Below are 15064 nucleotides of genomic sequence, written 5' to 3' on the forward strand. Positions count from 1 at the left end.
GTGCAAACACTCAGCTATAACACCATTATTGCGCGCAGTAAAAAGCATCTCTTTGGCGAGATGGTTGGTTCTAACCCTTCTTCTAAAGAGGGGGATGGGTACGATTTTTCACAAATTCGTCCTTACATGTACGGTGACAATGTCAAACGTATTGATTGGAAACAAAGTACCAAAACGGGGCAGATTCAACTTCGTAGTTTTTTTGAAGAAAAAGAGATCACTGTTTATGCGCTAGGCTTAATGAGTGGAAGTATATATTTTGGCATTGACCGTATGAAGCAAGAAGTAATGGCAGAAGTAGTTGCTCTTTTAGGGTTTAGTGCGATTAAAAATAGCGATTTCTTTTCACTAGCTCTTCTGTCAGACAAACTTTTGTATGAGCGTTTACTCTCCAAAAAAGAAGCAATGGTCAGAGAAGCGATCTATAAAACACTTCAAAGTCCCGTAATTGCTCAACAACTGAATTGGAATTTCATCCAACATTACGCACTTTATAGGATTAAAAAACCTTCTTTACTTTTTATCCTCAGTGACTTTTTTGAAATGCCTATCTTGGATGCCATAGCCAAAAAACATTCAGTTGTGGTTATAAAAATACGAGATCATTTTGAAGAAAAACCTACTGCTTTAGGCTCGTTTTACATTAAAGACCCGACAAGTTTACGTGAAGAAAAAGTTATGCTTGATGCAGCAATAATCAAAGCATATAGGGTAAGACAAGAACAATTTGATCAGCACTTACAGGGCTATTTTAAAAAACAAGGTATTGCGCAAATAAGTCTCTATACAAACGAAGACCCCTACATTAAGCTTTCCTCCATTTTAAGGGAAATGTGATGGAATCACTCAAAGATATTAAAGGCTTAGTTTCCATCCCTGATTTTTCATGGATGGTATTGTTGATTATCATACTGTGCATTTTAGGAATTTTTGGTTGGTTTCTGTGGAAAATGAGATCTCCTCAAAAAATGTTGACACCCAAAGAGGAAGCCTTAATATTTTTGAAAACAGTGAGTATGGAAGATGCAAAGGAGTGCGCGTATGCCTTGAGTCAATGGGGAGCTTTGATAGTTGATGATACCAATAGAGCACAGTTTGAAATTTTGCAAGACGAACTTTCCTACTATAAATATCGCTCTTATGAAGCACCCTTAAAGGTGAAAGAAAAAGTGTTGTGGCAAGCGTTTTTAGGGATGAATGATGTTCACGTTTGAGTATCCTTATCTCTTTCTAGGGCTTCTTGTTTTTATCGTTTGTGCCTTTACATGTAAAGAAAAACACAGCACTATTTATATGCCTCATTTACTTTCATTGCCTTTACATGTAAAGACCAATCTCTTACACACTATCCTTAAATGGTTAGGAATAAGTATGCTTTTTACGGCACTTGCTTCACCGGTCATTCAAAGTAAAGAGGAACAATTACGCTTGTCACATTCAATTTTGCTTCTGTTGGATGTGAGTGAATCCATGCATAAAGAGATGTTTGATCGAACAATGATGAAGAGTAAATTTGTTCTCTCTAAGGAATTGGCAGCATCTTTTATTGAAAAGCGAAAGATGGATAACATCGGGGTTATTGTCTTTGGTGATTTTGCCTATGTTGCAACACCTTTGACATACGATTATGAGAGCGCCTCAATGATTGTTCAAAATCTAGAAGAAGGGATTGCAGGAAAAAAAACGGCCATGTATGATGCGCTTTTTTTGGCGACAAGGCTGCTTCAAAACAACAGTGCCAAAGAAAAAGTGGTGGTATTGTTAACCGATGGCTTTAACACGACGGGAAACATCCCTCTTGATGCTGCCTTAAGAGCACTTGAGAGTGAAAAGATCAAAGTGTATGCCATTGGAATTGGACGAGAAGGTGAGTTTGATGAAGGTGTATTGAGCTTACTCGCACAAAAAAGTGAGGGTGCTTTCTTTAAAGCCAATAATGCCAAAACGCTTGAAGAGATTTATACAAAAATTGATGTAATGGAGCAAAGTTTACAACATTCATCAGGAAAATACCACTATCAGTATCTTTACATGTATCCCCTTTTAATAGCTTTTTTGGCACTTTTGGGTTACGGTAAACTTGCATTTAGGCAGAATGTATGCAATTAGAATCACCGTATTTTTTACTTCTTTTGCCACTGTTAGTGTTCTGGTGGAAAATACTTCACAGTCCAAAAGAACATACCATCTTTTCACAAGAAATTTTTGAGAAGCTATTGGTCGAAAAAAAGAGTGCCTCTCAACAACCTAAAATGTTTTTGGCAGCCCTTATTTTGATGGTAATTGCGCTTGCTCGTCCGACTTTACATGTAAACAAAGAAGCAGCGATTCAAACGCATGTTACGAGTACTTTAGCCATTGCAATCGATATTTCAAATTCGATGCTAGCGCGTGATATTTATCCTTCTCGCTTAGACTTTTCCAAGGTTGCTGTTCAAAAGATTTTTGAGAAACTGGATGGTTTTAAATTTGCACTTCTTGCCTTCTCGAATGATGGTTTTTTAGTTGCACCATTCAGTGAAGATAGAGTAAGTTTAAATTTTTTGCTCAAACATCTCAGCACCGAAACATTGAGTAGCGAAGGTAGTTCCATTCCTTCGGCGATCCTTTCTGCACAAAAAATATTTGCTCCTTTAAAAGAGGGCAACAAAGAGCTTTTGATCATCACGGATGGTGCAGATGGAGATAAAATTGAAGAGGCGATTGCGCTTGCCAACGATGAGCAGATACATGTTTATCTTCTGCTCGTTGGTACAACCCAAGGTACCATGATTTACACGGCAAAAGGTGAAGCACTCAAGGATCAAAAAGGCAATATTGTCATCACCAAGCGCGCAGACAGTATGAAAGAATTGGCGCTAAAGACAGGAGGCGCTTACGTGACAACCAGTGGTGATCTGAGCGAAATACCATGGTTGTCTGAGAAAATTGCACTGAAAGCTTCCAAACAAAGCGTTCAAAAAGAGCAACCTTATGAAGCGATTGAGCTTTTTTATTACTTTTTGGGGATGGCGTTAATGTTGCTTTTTTTTGCATTTCACGCTTTACATGTAAAACGCTTAATGCCTCTTATTATGCTATTGTTAGGTACTTCTCCTGCATACAGTGGTATTTTGGATTGGTGGGAAATTGAACAAGCTAAAAATGCCTATGAAAAAGGCTCTTACGATAAATCTGTACGTTTGTATGAAAATGTGAAAGCTTCCAAACAGAGTGATGCTTCTGCTTACAATCTTGCCAATGCTCTGTATAAAGCGAAACAATATGAGCAGGCGCTACATCTTTATGAAGGGATTCAGGACGAGACACTGCAACGCCAAGTATTACACAACCAAGGCAATTCCTTGGCTCAATTAGGACGAATTGATGATGCGATAAAGGTTTATGAAAAAGCGTTAAGTATAGAAGAAGATGAAGATACACGCTATAATTTAGAGTACCTCAAGCAACAAAAAGATCAAAAGTCGCAAGAACAAAATCAGCTAGAAGAGTCACCGCAACACGAACAACAAGAGCCTCAAAAAGAGAATCTTAATAGCAAAAAAAGCAAAGATAAAATTTCATCTAAACCTATGGATGAGCAAGAAGCCAAAAAATGGGAACGAGCACTGATGCAAAAAGAGCCTGTAACCAAACCAGTCATACTGTATAAAAGCAATAAAATGGAGAACAATAATAATGCGATTACGTGGTAGTTTAGGGCTGTTTTTTATCTTAACACTTGAGCTTTTTGGAGCACATGCTTTTTTACTGCAACCTTCTATTGAACAAGGAGAAAGTGCCACATTGGTATTAAGCGCTAAGGGGGAGAGTATTAAATTTCCTACGATAGATCAGATTGATGGTTTTACAGTCGTTTCGCATCAAAATCGCCAAAGTATCGAACTGAATAATGGAGTTGTTACGAAACAGCTTGATCACTACGTGACATTTTATCCAGATCGCAATGTTACAATTCCTGCATATGAGGTTATCGTAGATGGCAAAAAAGAGTTGACAGAGTCACTCCACTTACCGTTCGTACAAAAAGTTGTCACAAGCGCGCACAAAGAACCTTTTTCTTTCGAAATGAAAGTTTCCAATACAACACCTATGCGTCATGAAGGGGTGAAACTCTCTTTTATTTTCAAGCGTAACAAAAATGAAAATTTAGTGGATATGCGCTTTTTAAAGCCGACATTGGAAGGATTTTGGGTCAAAGAGGTGGGCAAAGATAATCCACACGTTGAAGGTGATGATGTCGTACATACCGTTCAATATATGATTTATCCGCAAAAGAGTGGAGAGCAACACATTGTCCCAGCAAAAATTGAGATTGCAAGGCAGGTTGCTTCACGTGAGATGTTTATCAATCAACTTCAATGGAAGAGCATTAGCTCAAACGATCTTACATTACATGTAAAGCCTCTGGATGGTGTGGATCTTTTGGGTGAATTCGCGATGGATATGCAAGTTGATAAAGAAGAAATTGCTCCCAATGAAGCGGTAAATATGACTGTCAAAATTACAGGTGAGGGTAATTTTGATGATATTGAACCTTTTAAACTTACTCTTCCCAATGCAACAGTTTTTAGCGATAGCCCAAAGGTAACGACATGGATGGAAGGTGAAAAACTCAAAGGTGAATTTGTCCAAAAATTTGCCATTAATGCACAGAAATCTTTCGAAATTTCACCATTACAATTACGTTTTTATCATCTTTCAACAAAGCATATTGAAAGTGTTACTACAGATGCTAAAATTATTAAAGTTCTTGGAAAAACGGTTTCTTCTCCATCAGAAAAAGGTGTTGCTGAAGAAGAAAAAATTCATACGGAGATGCCTATAAAATGGCAATTTGATATACGTAGCTTTGCTTTTGGTCTAGGAGGCGCTACATTAGTGGTTCTATTGGTAGGAGTTTTATATCGGTTTAAAAAAATTAAAATTATTCCACGCAGGATACAGCAAAGAGATATATTGCAAAAATTATTGAAATATCAAAGTCAAAATGAGGCAGTCGATTGTTGGATAGAAAAACTTGAAGCCAATCTTTACAGGGGTGGGAAACACCCCATTAATCGTAAAGCTATTGATACGTTATTAGAGGATCTTGTGTAGGGTCGTGGCTTTACTCATCCACGCCTCAAGCCCTTTCCAGTCCTCTTCTTCAATCATTTTTTTTGACTTTTCGAGCTCTTGTTCAAAGACCTCAATAGAACTTAAAAGGTTGGTTTTGTTTTGTCTAAAAATATCAGACCACATTTGAGGCGAGCTTTTTGCCACACGACTCATGTCACGAAAACCACCAGCGGCGAGGGCTAAAATACTCTTAGGATCTTCTTGTCCCATAACACTATTTGCCAAAGCATAACTAATAACATGGGGAAGATGCGATATAAATGAAGCATGCGCATCATGTGAAATAGGATCCATAAAGACAATTTTCATGCCAATGTGTGAGAACATCTGAATGGCTCGGTTTTTATGCAGGTCATTGCTGTTATCCGTGTCGCATAAAACAACGACTTTATCATGATAGAGATTTTGAATAGCAGCGCTTGGACCAAACTTCTCCGTTCCTGTCATGGGGTGTGCAGCAATAAAATTGGAGCGAATAGACTCAGGAACAGAAGCTACAATTTCCGCCTTGGTGCTTCCTAAATCGATAATCGTTGTTGTATCCTGCACATCTTTTAAGTCTTGAAGTGCTTTGATAATCCCTCCAACAGGAATAGCAAGAAAAATAACATCGCAGGTTTTAATTTCTGCAAAAGAGACAATATCGTGAACGAGTCCTAGTTTTAATGCCTCTTCACAGTGACTCAAGTTATGGTCAAATCCGACAATTTTAGAGACCAGTTTTGTATTTTGAAGTGCTAATCCTAAAGAGCCTCCCATTAACCCTAATCCAACAATTCCAACAACCATTTTTAATCCTTATTTTAGACATCTTGATGTATCAAAGAATAGCCTTATTATGGGTTTAATAGGCACTTAATTCTAGAGATGGTATTATATTCAAAATATCTAAAAAAATAAATTTTAGGGCTAATCAGTATGAAAAAAATAACTGCGTTGTCTCTTGTCGTTGCGACTTCATTGTTCGCGGCTCCGTTAAAAAGCCTCCAATTTGATGGTTTGATCCACCTCTCTCCTGAGATGGCTTCAGAAATGATCGACATGAGAGCAGGTGATTCTGTCGACATGGAAAAGATCGATAAAGCGGTTAAAACGCTTTATAAACAAAATTATTTCGAAGATGTTTGGATTGAAGAGGTAGGCGAAGGCGCTCTTGTTGTTCACGTCAAAGAAAAACCTGTCATTGCAAAAATTGATCTTGTAGGTATTAGTGATAGTGATAAAGATGAAATAAATAAACTTATTGGTATCAAAAAAGGTGAAGTATATGATGTTGAGCGTGCAGAAGCTTCAAAACTAAAAATTATCAAGTTTTACGAAGATAAAGGCTATTTTGATACTGTTGTTGAATCTAAAACAACACCACTTACTGAAAAACTTTCGATTTCCCTTGACTTTATTATTAATCGTGGTGAAAATGTAGTGATTAAAAAAGTAACTTTATGCGGTTCAAAAGCTCTTAGTTATAACGATGTTGAGCCAAATATTGCCAATAAATCTGAAGAGTGGCTACCTTGGATGTGGGGCTTTAATGATGGAAAACTTAGAACAAGTGATATAGAGCATGATTCCGCACGTATTAAAGATACCTATATGCAAAAAGGTTATCTTGACTGTGATGTAAGCCAACCGTTCTTAAAAACATATTTGGATAGTTATACGGCTGATTTGGTTTACAATGTTAATGAGGGTGAACAGTATAAAGTGGGTACGATTGGTATTGAAATTCCGGAAGGATTTATTGATGTCCAAGCGGTCATTGCAGAGATGAATCTTCAAAATGGTAAAGTCTTTAATGTATCAAAATTACGTAAAGATATGACGTTGATTGAAACTAAGGTAGCAGACCTTGGTTATGCCTTTGTAAAAATTGTTCCTGATGTCAAAAATGACAAGCAAAACCATATTGCTAATATTACCTATCGTGTTATGCCTGGTGAAAAAGTTTATATCAATAACGTCAGAATTTCAGGAAATAGTAGAACAATCGATAGAGTTGTTCGACGTGAAATTTATTTAGCGAATGGTGATATGTACAGCCGAACAGATGTCGATGATACAAAAAAAGCACTCAAACGTACAGGCTATTTTGAAGATGTAGAGATTAAAGAAGAGCGTATTAGCAAAGATAGAATGGATATCGTTGTTAATGTTAAAGAAGCTTCCACAGGATCGATTGGTGGTGGTATTGGTTATGGTTCATCCGATGGACTTCTTTTAAGTGCAAGTGTTTCTGATGGTAATATTTTTGGATCAGGCTTAAGAGCTGGTATTGATGTAGAACGATCTGATAGTGAGCTTAACGGTGCAATTTCTTTAGCCAATCCACGTCTATTTGATTCCGTCTATAGCCTTAGTGGAAAGATTTACGGTGCGGACAATAGCTATTACTATTACGATCAAAAGAAATATGGTATCAATGTTGTTTTAGGTCGCAAAATCGCTCGTAACTGGGGAGTATCACTCGGCTACATCATAGAACAGGATAAACTTTCAAATCTTACCAATGAACTTCAACCCTACAAAAATATTTTATGGACAGATGAAACAACGATTAAAAGTTCTGTTGTCCCTGGTATCTCTTTTAACAATACGGATGATTATTATCTTCCACGTAGTGGTATATCAGCAAGTTCAAGTTTAGAGATTGCTGGACTTGGTGGAGATGAAAAGTTTATGAGCAGTGTTAATAAATTTGCAACCTATTATGGTTTACAAGATCTGATTGATTATGACCTTATTTTACGTTATAAAGCGCAGTTTAAATACCTTGCTATTAACGCAGCGGATGAAAAATACTCTTATGGTGAAAAATACTATATGGGTGGTATCCGAACAGTTCGTGGATACGAGTCAAATTCACTTTCGCCAAAACTGAGTGGTACAGATATCTTAATTGGTGGTAATACGATGTTAGTCAATACCGTAGAAGCCAGCTTCCCTTTGGTTGAGAGACTAAAAATGCGTGGAGCAATTTTCTTTGACTATGGTATGATTGGTGAAGATAATCTCGATATCAAGCGCGGTGGTACAGGTGTAGCATTAGAGTGGATTTCACCACTAGGTCCTATTGGATTGGTATTCTCCCAACCCGTTATGGATGAGACAGGTGATAAAAAAGCTTCCTTTGAATTTACAATCGGACAAAAATTTTAATCTAATAATATAACGGGAGTTCAAAACTCCCGTTAATCTTCATAACTACTTCAAATACTTTTTTCTACTTAATAATGATTGCAAAAGAGGCAGGTTTGATAAGCTGTTTGATCTGCTCATGTGCTAAGAAAAGTTTTTTTTCTGCTTGAATAGTCAGTGTATGATTTTGATAGCTAAAGACGATTTTACTACGACTCATATCGCTATTGATTGCTTTTGAAAGAGCCAGTAGAAAACTAAGCCATTGTACCGTTTGAATATCGGGTAAAAGCGCTTTATACGTATTCATATCTTCTTCACTTGGAAGTTTATTAACATGGTATTTGACAAGCATTGCAATGAGTATTTTTTGTTCGTGTGAAAAGCCATAGTTGAGATTATTGAGAATAAAATAAAAACTATGCATTTGATTTTGATAGAAACCCAATTTGATACCAATATTTAAAAGTTCTGCTGCAACACTAAGTTCCCATTTGTATTTTGCAGGTATATTATGGATAGGAGATAGCGTATCAAAAAGAAGATTTGCAACTTTTTTAATATAGAGATTCTCGTCTTCTACAATTGAAAAACGATCCTTAAAGCTTCGAAGACTGAGTTTGAAGTCAGGATTGAATTTATGCTTAGAAGAGCGTAAAAGATCACATAAATAAGCACCTTCCCTGATACCTGCACCACTTGTAATCATTTTTTGGCATCCGAGTTTTTGGAGAATGGATTGAAAAATGATACATCCTTCACGCATCGTATCGTATCGATCTTTACGCACTCCTAGAACTTTTAGTCCTAAGACATCAGAACTCACAATGGCATTAACAAAAGAGGCGTGAGTAGCTATGTCATACTCAAAGCCATGTACCGTTTTAAGAGGGTAGTTAGTGCGTTCCATAATGATTTTAGAAAGCGACCGGAGAGTCCCACCTATGCCAATCATATCATTACATGTAAAGTGTTCAGGAATTTTTTCAAGCTCTTTATAAATAAAAGAGCGAATATCTGTTAGTGGAATTTTTTTATCAAAAAAGAGTTCTTTAAGTCTAACGGTACCAATATTAAGAGAAATTGTATCAACAATGATGCCATTTTCAATTCTGGCAAGTTCTGTTGAACCTCCACCGATATCAATTGTGACAGCATCTTTCATTTCTTTAAGGTAATTGAGCGCACCAACTGCACCATAATAAGCCTCTTTTGTCCCTTCAATAACTTTAATATTAATATTAAGCTCGTTATGTATTTGATTGATAAAGGTGCTTGCATTGGGAGCGTCTCTGAGTGCTGATGTTGCAATGCAGAGAACTTTATTGCACTTAAACCCTTTGATAATATGGCCAAACTCTTCAAGTGTTGTAAAAGCACGCTTCAGAGCAGGCTCTTGCAACACACCACCAAAATTATAGGCACCTTCACCAATACGGACACGACTTTTCGTCTCGTCAATGAGGTGGAAAGCAAAACGGCTACTTTTCTCAAAGATTGCCATTCTTGCAGAATTAGATCCTATATCAATGATGGCTGTGCGTTTTGACATTAATTGTCGCTGCTGAGCTGTTCGTATTTTAGCTTTAACTCTTCAACACTTTCAATATTGTCAGGATCTGCAACAATGCATTCAACTGGGCATACAGAAATACAAGCTGGTTCATCATAGTGTCCTACACATTCTGTACAAACATCGGGATCGATGATATAAATAGGATCTGACTCCTCAATAGCACCATTTGGACACTCATCGCGACATGCGTCACAAGCGATACATTCATCTGTAATCATTAAAGACATGCTTATTTTCCTTCATTTAAAGTAAAATTTATTGACGAGTTTATACACTAAAAATACTTTAACGAAATTTAAAGCGAGCGTTTACGAAGAGGAAGTAGTAATGTAGCAATGGTTCCTTTAGTATCTTCTCTATTTTTAAGAGTTATTTTTGCTCCTAAAGCATCAGCTGCATTTTTAGCAAGGAAAAGCCCAAGTCCTGCACCTGTTTGATTGCCATAACGTTTAAAAGGTGCAAAAAGATCTTTACTCTCATCAATACCAATGCCTTCATCAATGACACAGACAAAGAAACCTTCTTTTGTTAGGTAGGCTTGAATCGTAATATTTCCTTCTTTAGGTGTAAATTTGATGGCATTTTGAACAAAATTTTGTAAAATATGCATAAGAAGTGTCGGCTGAATCGTAATCTTATAGCTTATGGGAACAATATCTTCAATGATATTTTTTTCTTCCATTTTGGCTAAGATAGTATAGTTATTGATCTGTTCTTTTAAAAAGGCGATCAGGTCAATTTCTATAGGTTTCTCAAATTGTGCACCTTCTTGTCTTCCAATCTCTAAAATATTGCTAATCATTTTGTTCATATCATTAATTGTTTGGTTATTACTTTTGAGAGTATCAATATACTTTTCATTCTCTCTCGGCTTTAAAAGGGTTACTTCATTTTTGGTTTTCATAACAGCCAATGGGGTTTTAAGTTCATGTGCAGCACCAATGAAAAGTTCTTTCTGAGAATTGACAAAGATTTGAATTCGCTCAACCAATTTATTGATACTGACACCTAACGGTTGAAATTCACTTGGCAATTTTTGGGTATCGAACATTTGTAAAAAATTTTCATTCATGCTTGCTAATTTATTAGTTAAAGAACGTATGGGTAAAACGAGCATTCGTGAGAGAAATAGGGCATAAAAGAGGATCAAAAAGATAGCGGTTAGGTTAATAATAAGAATATTTTTAAGAATTTTATTGAGCAAAATATCGGTATTGGAAATATCTTTAGTGATGGAAATAAAATAATGTTCGCGTTTTTCTAAAGGATAATAGATCGTCAGGAATTTTTGGTCATCTTTTTCACTGTGTTCAAAGGAGGGTACATTGCCTTGATTAACACGAATGGCTATAGTAACTTGTACGTCATTAGGGTTATTAATTGAACTCAAAGATGGGTCAAAAATATTGATACCCATACGTTCAATGGAGCTGGTACGAGAGGTGGCAATAATTTGGGCTTGTTTGGTAAGTTCTTGTGTAATATCTTCAAAAATAGAAATTTTGATGTAGTTGTAAAGAATGACGGAGAAGATTACAATCAGTGTCGCCGAAGCGGACACCAATTGTAATATAAAACTTTCTCTTATACTTTTTTGGGAAAGCAAAATCTATAACCTCTTCGTCTTACTGTCTCAATGGTTGAGATTTCCAATGGTTTGTCCATTTTTTGACGAATTTGGTTAATTGCAACTTCAATAACATTCGGTGTTACAAGCTCGGGCTCTTCCCAAATAGCATCAAGGAGTTGCTCTTTGGAAACAATTTGATCGCTGTGACGAGCAAGGTGCGTTAGCACTTCAAATGGTTTACCTTTAAGTTCGATCTCTTGACCTTTGTAGGTAATTTTTTCTTCATCAGGATCGATGGTAAGATCATCAATTTTGATCACATTAGTACCACCAAAACGAAGACGTGCTTCGATACGAGCGACTAAGATATCAAAATCAAATGGTTTACGGATATAGTCATCAGCACCTGCTTTAAGGGCTTTGATTTCGCTCTCTTTGTCATCTTTTGCAGAGATAATCACTGCAGCCGTTCGAGGAGATTTTTGTTTAATGAGGTTGATAAGATCAACACCATCACCATCTGGAAGCATCCAATCTGTTAAAACGAGGTCATAATTACGAATACCAATGTAGTATTCTGCATCTTTGTAATTTTCAGAGCTATCGGTTTGGTACCCGAACTCTTGTAAGCCTTCAGCAATGGTCTTATTGAGGGTTACTTCATCTTCAACGATTAAAATTCGCATTATAAATTCCTTAGTTGCTAAAATTTAAACGGGATTATAGCATAATTTTAGCTAGATTTAAAGTTTTTTTAATTAAATTTTAATTTTTGGTGTAGTCAACCGTGTGAGAAACCCCAACCATCGCATTTGACAAAATATCAGGTTTAAAGATTTTTAATTTAATTTTAGACATTTGAGGATAGAGAATTTTGAGTTTTTGACTTAAGTCTATGAGCGCATCTTCCAGTAAAAGATAGCGCAGTTGATTCATTTCCGTCTCTAAAAAAGCAGAAACTTTGGCATAATCAATCACATTATTACCATCGTAATCATACGAAATCTTTACATGTAAAACAACTTTTTGAGACGTGTGGCGCTCTTTTTCAAGAATCCCCACGATCGTTTCAAACATTAGATTTTCAATAATAATTTGCATTAGATCACTTTAGATTCTTTGCCCTGAAAGAGTCTAATAATGTTAGGAATATGCTTGTAAACAATCAAAAAAGCGATGATAAAAATAGGTGCATGCGTTTTAATGCCTTCAAGCTCTGGATGAATAATAAATGAGGCAACAATCAAAGCGACAAGTGCGAGCAAGGATGATAACGAAGAGATTTTAAGCACTTTGCCCACGACAAACCATGTTACAAAAGCAATCGCAGTTTCAATAGGCAACATCACAAACAGCACTCCAGCGCCTGTTGCAACGCCTTTTCCCCCCTCAAACTTTAGATAAGGACTATAACAATGTCCAATAATAGCAAAAATTGCAATCGCCCAAAGTGTCTCAATACTCAGACCAATGAATTTACCAACTAAAAGTAAAGCAATACCTTTTAATGCATCTAAAACAACCGTTGCAATAGCCAATTTTTTCGCCAACTTCGGATTGGATTCTTTTAAAACGCGTAGTACATTGGTTGCCCCAATACTTCCACTTCCTGCCTCTCTGATGTCTTGACCTGTAAAAAGTTTTGCAAGCAATAAACCAAAGGGAATACCGCCAATAAGATAGCTTAAAATATAAAATTGAACGTTGATATTAAAGAGAAAGTCCACCCAGTATCCTTCATTAAAGTTGACACAGTATAGCAATAATTTTGTTATTATTCCTTTAACGCTATAATGACTTTTTTCGATAGAACGAAAGGAATTGAGATTGGATAATCACACATTAAAAAAAGAAATTTTAAAACTCAAACACGAGTTACATGTAAGTATTGTGGCACACTTTTATCAAAAAGATGAAGTTTTTGAACTAGCAGATTTTTCTGGAGATTCTCTTCAACTTGCTCAATGGGCAGCAAAAGATGCCAATCCTTATTTGGTTTTTTGCGGCGTAGGATTCATGGGACAGAGTGTTAAAATTTTGGCACCTGAAAAACGTGTATTTATGCCTAAAATTGCTTGTTGTGCAATGGCGCGTATGATAGATGTGGATTATTTCGATCAAAATGTGGCTCTTTTAGAAAAAGCAGGCATTAAAAAAGAAGATATTTTGCCCGTCACATACATTAATTCCTCTGCTGATGTTAAAGCAGCTGTCGGTAAAATGAACGGTTATGTGTGTACCAGTTCTAATGCTAAAAAAATCATTATGAAGGCGCTTGAGAGTCATAAAAAGATTTTATTTGTTCCTGATCGTTGTTTGGGACAGAATATAGCCAAAGAAATGGGGCTAAAATCGTGTGTAGTAGGTGATGGAAATGATCCTAAAGAGGCCGATATTTTATGTTATAACGGATTTTGTTCCGTCCATCAGCTCTTTGATGTGGATGATATTGCTTTTTACCGTGCGAAATACCCTGATATTTTAATCGTCACACATCCAGAGTGTAAGCCTGAAGTATGTGATCTCTCTGATTTCGTGGGATCTACCAGCCAGATTATTGATTATGTCAAAAAACTCCCAAGTGAACAAAAAGTGGCGATTGGAACGGAATACAATATGATTAAGCGTCTGCGCCAAGAGAATACATACGTCCTTTCTTCTTCAAAACCGGAATGTCCAACGATGAATGAGACTACGTTACAGGATGTCTATGACGTACTCTTAAGTATCAAAGAAGGTCGCTTTGATAATGAAATTAGCGTTTTGGAAGAAACACGAAAATGGGCGCATACTGCTTTGAATAGGATGTTTGAATTATGATTAAAAAGTTTGTTAAAAAAGCACTTGAAGAAGATGTTGGCAGAGGTGATCTTTTTTCATTGGTGGGAAAAGATAGCTTTGCAAGTGCTAATATTATCTGTAAAGATAGGGGTGTTTTTGCGGGAAAGCCTTATGTTAAGGCACTGTGTAAGATGAATAAACTGGATGTCACCTTTTATTTTGAAGATGGCGATACGCTTCAAAAAGGGGATGTGGTTGCTTTAATTGAAGGGAAATCTAAAAATATTTTGCGTTGCGAACGTACGATTTTGAATTTAATGCAGCATGCCAGTGGCATTGCCAGCAATGTGGCAAGTTATAAAAAAGTGCTTCAAGGCTATGCTCTCAAACTTTTAGATACGAGGAAAACAAGACCGCATTTACGTGTTTTTGAAAAATATGCTATTCGTTGTGGTGGAGGCAGTAACCACCGAATGGGTTTGGATGATTGTTTGATGATCAAAGATACGCATCTTAAAACGATTGATGATTTGAAAGCTTTTATTGAAGAAGCCAGAGAAAAACTTCCCTTTACATGTAAAATAGAAATTGAGTCTGAAGATGTCACATTTGCCGAATTTTCGATGCGATGTGGGGCAGATATTGTCATGTGTGACAATATGTCGCATGAGGATATCAAAGCCGTTGTTGCGTATAAAAACAGTCATTTTCCCCATGTGCTTTTAGAAGCCAGTGGAAACATCACCAAAGACAATATTATAGAATATGCCAAAACAGGTGTCGATGCCATCAGTAGTGGAAGTTTGATTCATCAAGCGGTTTGGCTTGATTTTTCAATGAAAATTACCCATAAAACCGTGATTTAACAGGCATATTATACT

The 15064-nt window shown here is 36.5% G+C and carries 15 protein-coding genes; 8 read left to right on the plus strand and 7 right to left on the minus strand.

Features of this window, described 5'->3' with window-relative positions:
* The 5 genes from FA584_RS01220 to FA584_RS01240 are packed head-to-tail and all read left to right on the plus strand — an operon-like array spanning window position 1 to window position 5100.
* Window positions 1-837, plus strand: coding sequence for a DUF58 domain-containing protein (locus tag FA584_RS01220; RefSeq protein ID WP_167750018.1), 837 nt, complete (start codon window positions 1-3; stop codon window positions 835-837).
* Window positions 837-1214 carry a hypothetical protein gene (locus FA584_RS01225; RefSeq protein ID WP_167750019.1) on the plus strand — a complete coding sequence of 126 codons (378 nt, stop codon included), beginning with the start codon at window positions 837-839 and terminating at the stop codon, window positions 1212-1214. The genes FA584_RS01220 and FA584_RS01225 overlap by 1 nt, the downstream gene beginning before the upstream one ends.
* Window positions 1201-2109 (plus strand): VWA domain-containing protein, encoded by a 909-nt coding sequence (locus tag FA584_RS01230; protein WP_167750020.1) that lies wholly within the window; start codon window positions 1201-1203, stop codon window positions 2107-2109. The genes FA584_RS01225 and FA584_RS01230 overlap by 14 nt, the downstream gene beginning before the upstream one ends.
* The gene (locus FA584_RS01235) at window positions 2100-3695 is read left to right on the plus strand and encodes a VWA domain-containing protein (RefSeq protein WP_167750021.1); all 1596 of its coding nucleotides are present in this window, start codon (window positions 2100-2102) and stop codon (window positions 3693-3695) included. Before FA584_RS01230 ends, FA584_RS01235 begins: the two co-directional genes overlap by 10 nt.
* On the plus strand, window positions 3679-5100 hold the full coding sequence (locus FA584_RS01240; RefSeq protein ID WP_167750022.1) for a BatD family protein: 1422 nt from the start codon (window positions 3679-3681) through the stop codon (window positions 5098-5100). The genes FA584_RS01235 and FA584_RS01240 overlap by 17 nt, the downstream gene beginning before the upstream one ends.
* On the opposite strand, the gene FA584_RS01245 is transcribed toward FA584_RS01240, so the two are convergent.
* Window positions 5083-5910, minus strand: a complete 828-nt coding sequence (locus FA584_RS01245) for a prephenate dehydrogenase (RefSeq protein WP_167750023.1) — start codon at window positions 5908-5910, stop codon at window positions 5083-5085. The genes FA584_RS01240 and FA584_RS01245 overlap by 18 nt on opposite strands.
* A 129-nt stretch (window positions 5911-6039) precedes the next feature.
* Here FA584_RS01245 and bamA point away from each other — a divergent pair, with 129 nt between their 5' ends.
* Window positions 6040-8277, plus strand: coding sequence for an outer membrane protein assembly factor BamA (gene bamA, locus FA584_RS01250; RefSeq protein WP_167750024.1), 2238 nt, complete (start codon window positions 6040-6042; stop codon window positions 8275-8277).
* A 64-nt stretch (window positions 8278-8341) separates the two neighbouring features.
* Here bamA and FA584_RS01255 read toward each other — a convergent pair whose 3' ends face one another.
* The 6 genes from FA584_RS01255 to plsY all read right to left on the minus strand — a co-directional run bounded on the left by FA584_RS01255 (window position 8342) and on the right by plsY (window position 13129).
* On the minus strand, window positions 8342-9808 hold the full coding sequence (locus tag FA584_RS01255) for a Ppx/GppA phosphatase family protein (protein WP_096045632.1): 1467 nt from the start codon (window positions 9806-9808) through the stop codon (window positions 8342-8344).
* A complete protein-coding gene (locus FA584_RS01260) occupies window positions 9808-10059 on the minus strand; it encodes a YfhL family 4Fe-4S dicluster ferredoxin (protein ID WP_087437548.1) in 252 nt (83 codons plus the stop codon). The genes FA584_RS01255 and FA584_RS01260 overlap by 1 nt, the downstream gene beginning before the upstream one ends.
* A 68-nt stretch (window positions 10060-10127) precedes the next feature.
* Entirely contained in the window at window positions 10128-11438 is a 1311-nt protein-coding gene (locus FA584_RS01265) for a sensor histidine kinase (protein ID WP_096045633.1), read from the minus strand.
* Window positions 11417-12088, minus strand: coding sequence for a homeostatic response regulator transcription factor HsrA (gene hsrA, locus FA584_RS01270; RefSeq protein WP_012856039.1), 672 nt, complete (start codon window positions 12086-12088; stop codon window positions 11417-11419). Before hsrA ends, FA584_RS01265 begins: the two co-directional genes overlap by 22 nt.
* 79 nt (window positions 12089-12167) lie before the next feature.
* Complete coding sequence (locus tag FA584_RS01275) at window positions 12168-12503, minus strand: dihydroneopterin aldolase (RefSeq protein ID WP_167750025.1); 336 nt, start codon at window positions 12501-12503, stop codon at window positions 12168-12170.
* Window positions 12503-13129, minus strand: coding sequence for a glycerol-3-phosphate 1-O-acyltransferase PlsY (gene plsY, locus FA584_RS01280; RefSeq protein WP_167750026.1), 627 nt, complete (start codon window positions 13127-13129; stop codon window positions 12503-12505). Before plsY ends, FA584_RS01275 begins: the two co-directional genes overlap by 1 nt.
* 94 nt (window positions 13130-13223) lie before the next feature.
* On the opposite strand from plsY, the gene nadA reads away from it, so the two are divergent.
* Both nadA and nadC read left to right on the plus strand, forming a co-directional pair.
* A complete protein-coding gene (nadA, locus tag FA584_RS01285) occupies window positions 13224-14222 on the plus strand; it encodes a quinolinate synthase NadA (RefSeq protein WP_369805676.1) in 999 nt (332 codons plus the stop codon).
* Window positions 14219-15049: a carboxylating nicotinate-nucleotide diphosphorylase gene (gene nadC / locus FA584_RS01290; RefSeq protein ID WP_167750028.1), complete on the plus strand. Its 831-nt coding sequence runs from the start codon at window positions 14219-14221 to the stop codon at window positions 15047-15049. Before nadA ends, nadC begins: the two co-directional genes overlap by 4 nt.
* The last annotated feature ends 15 nt before the right edge of the window (window positions 15050-15064 follow it).

The sequence above is a fragment of the Sulfurospirillum diekertiae genome, from assembly GCF_011769985.2.
Taxonomy (GTDB): Bacteria; Campylobacterota; Campylobacteria; order Campylobacterales; family Sulfurospirillaceae; genus Sulfurospirillum; species Sulfurospirillum diekertiae.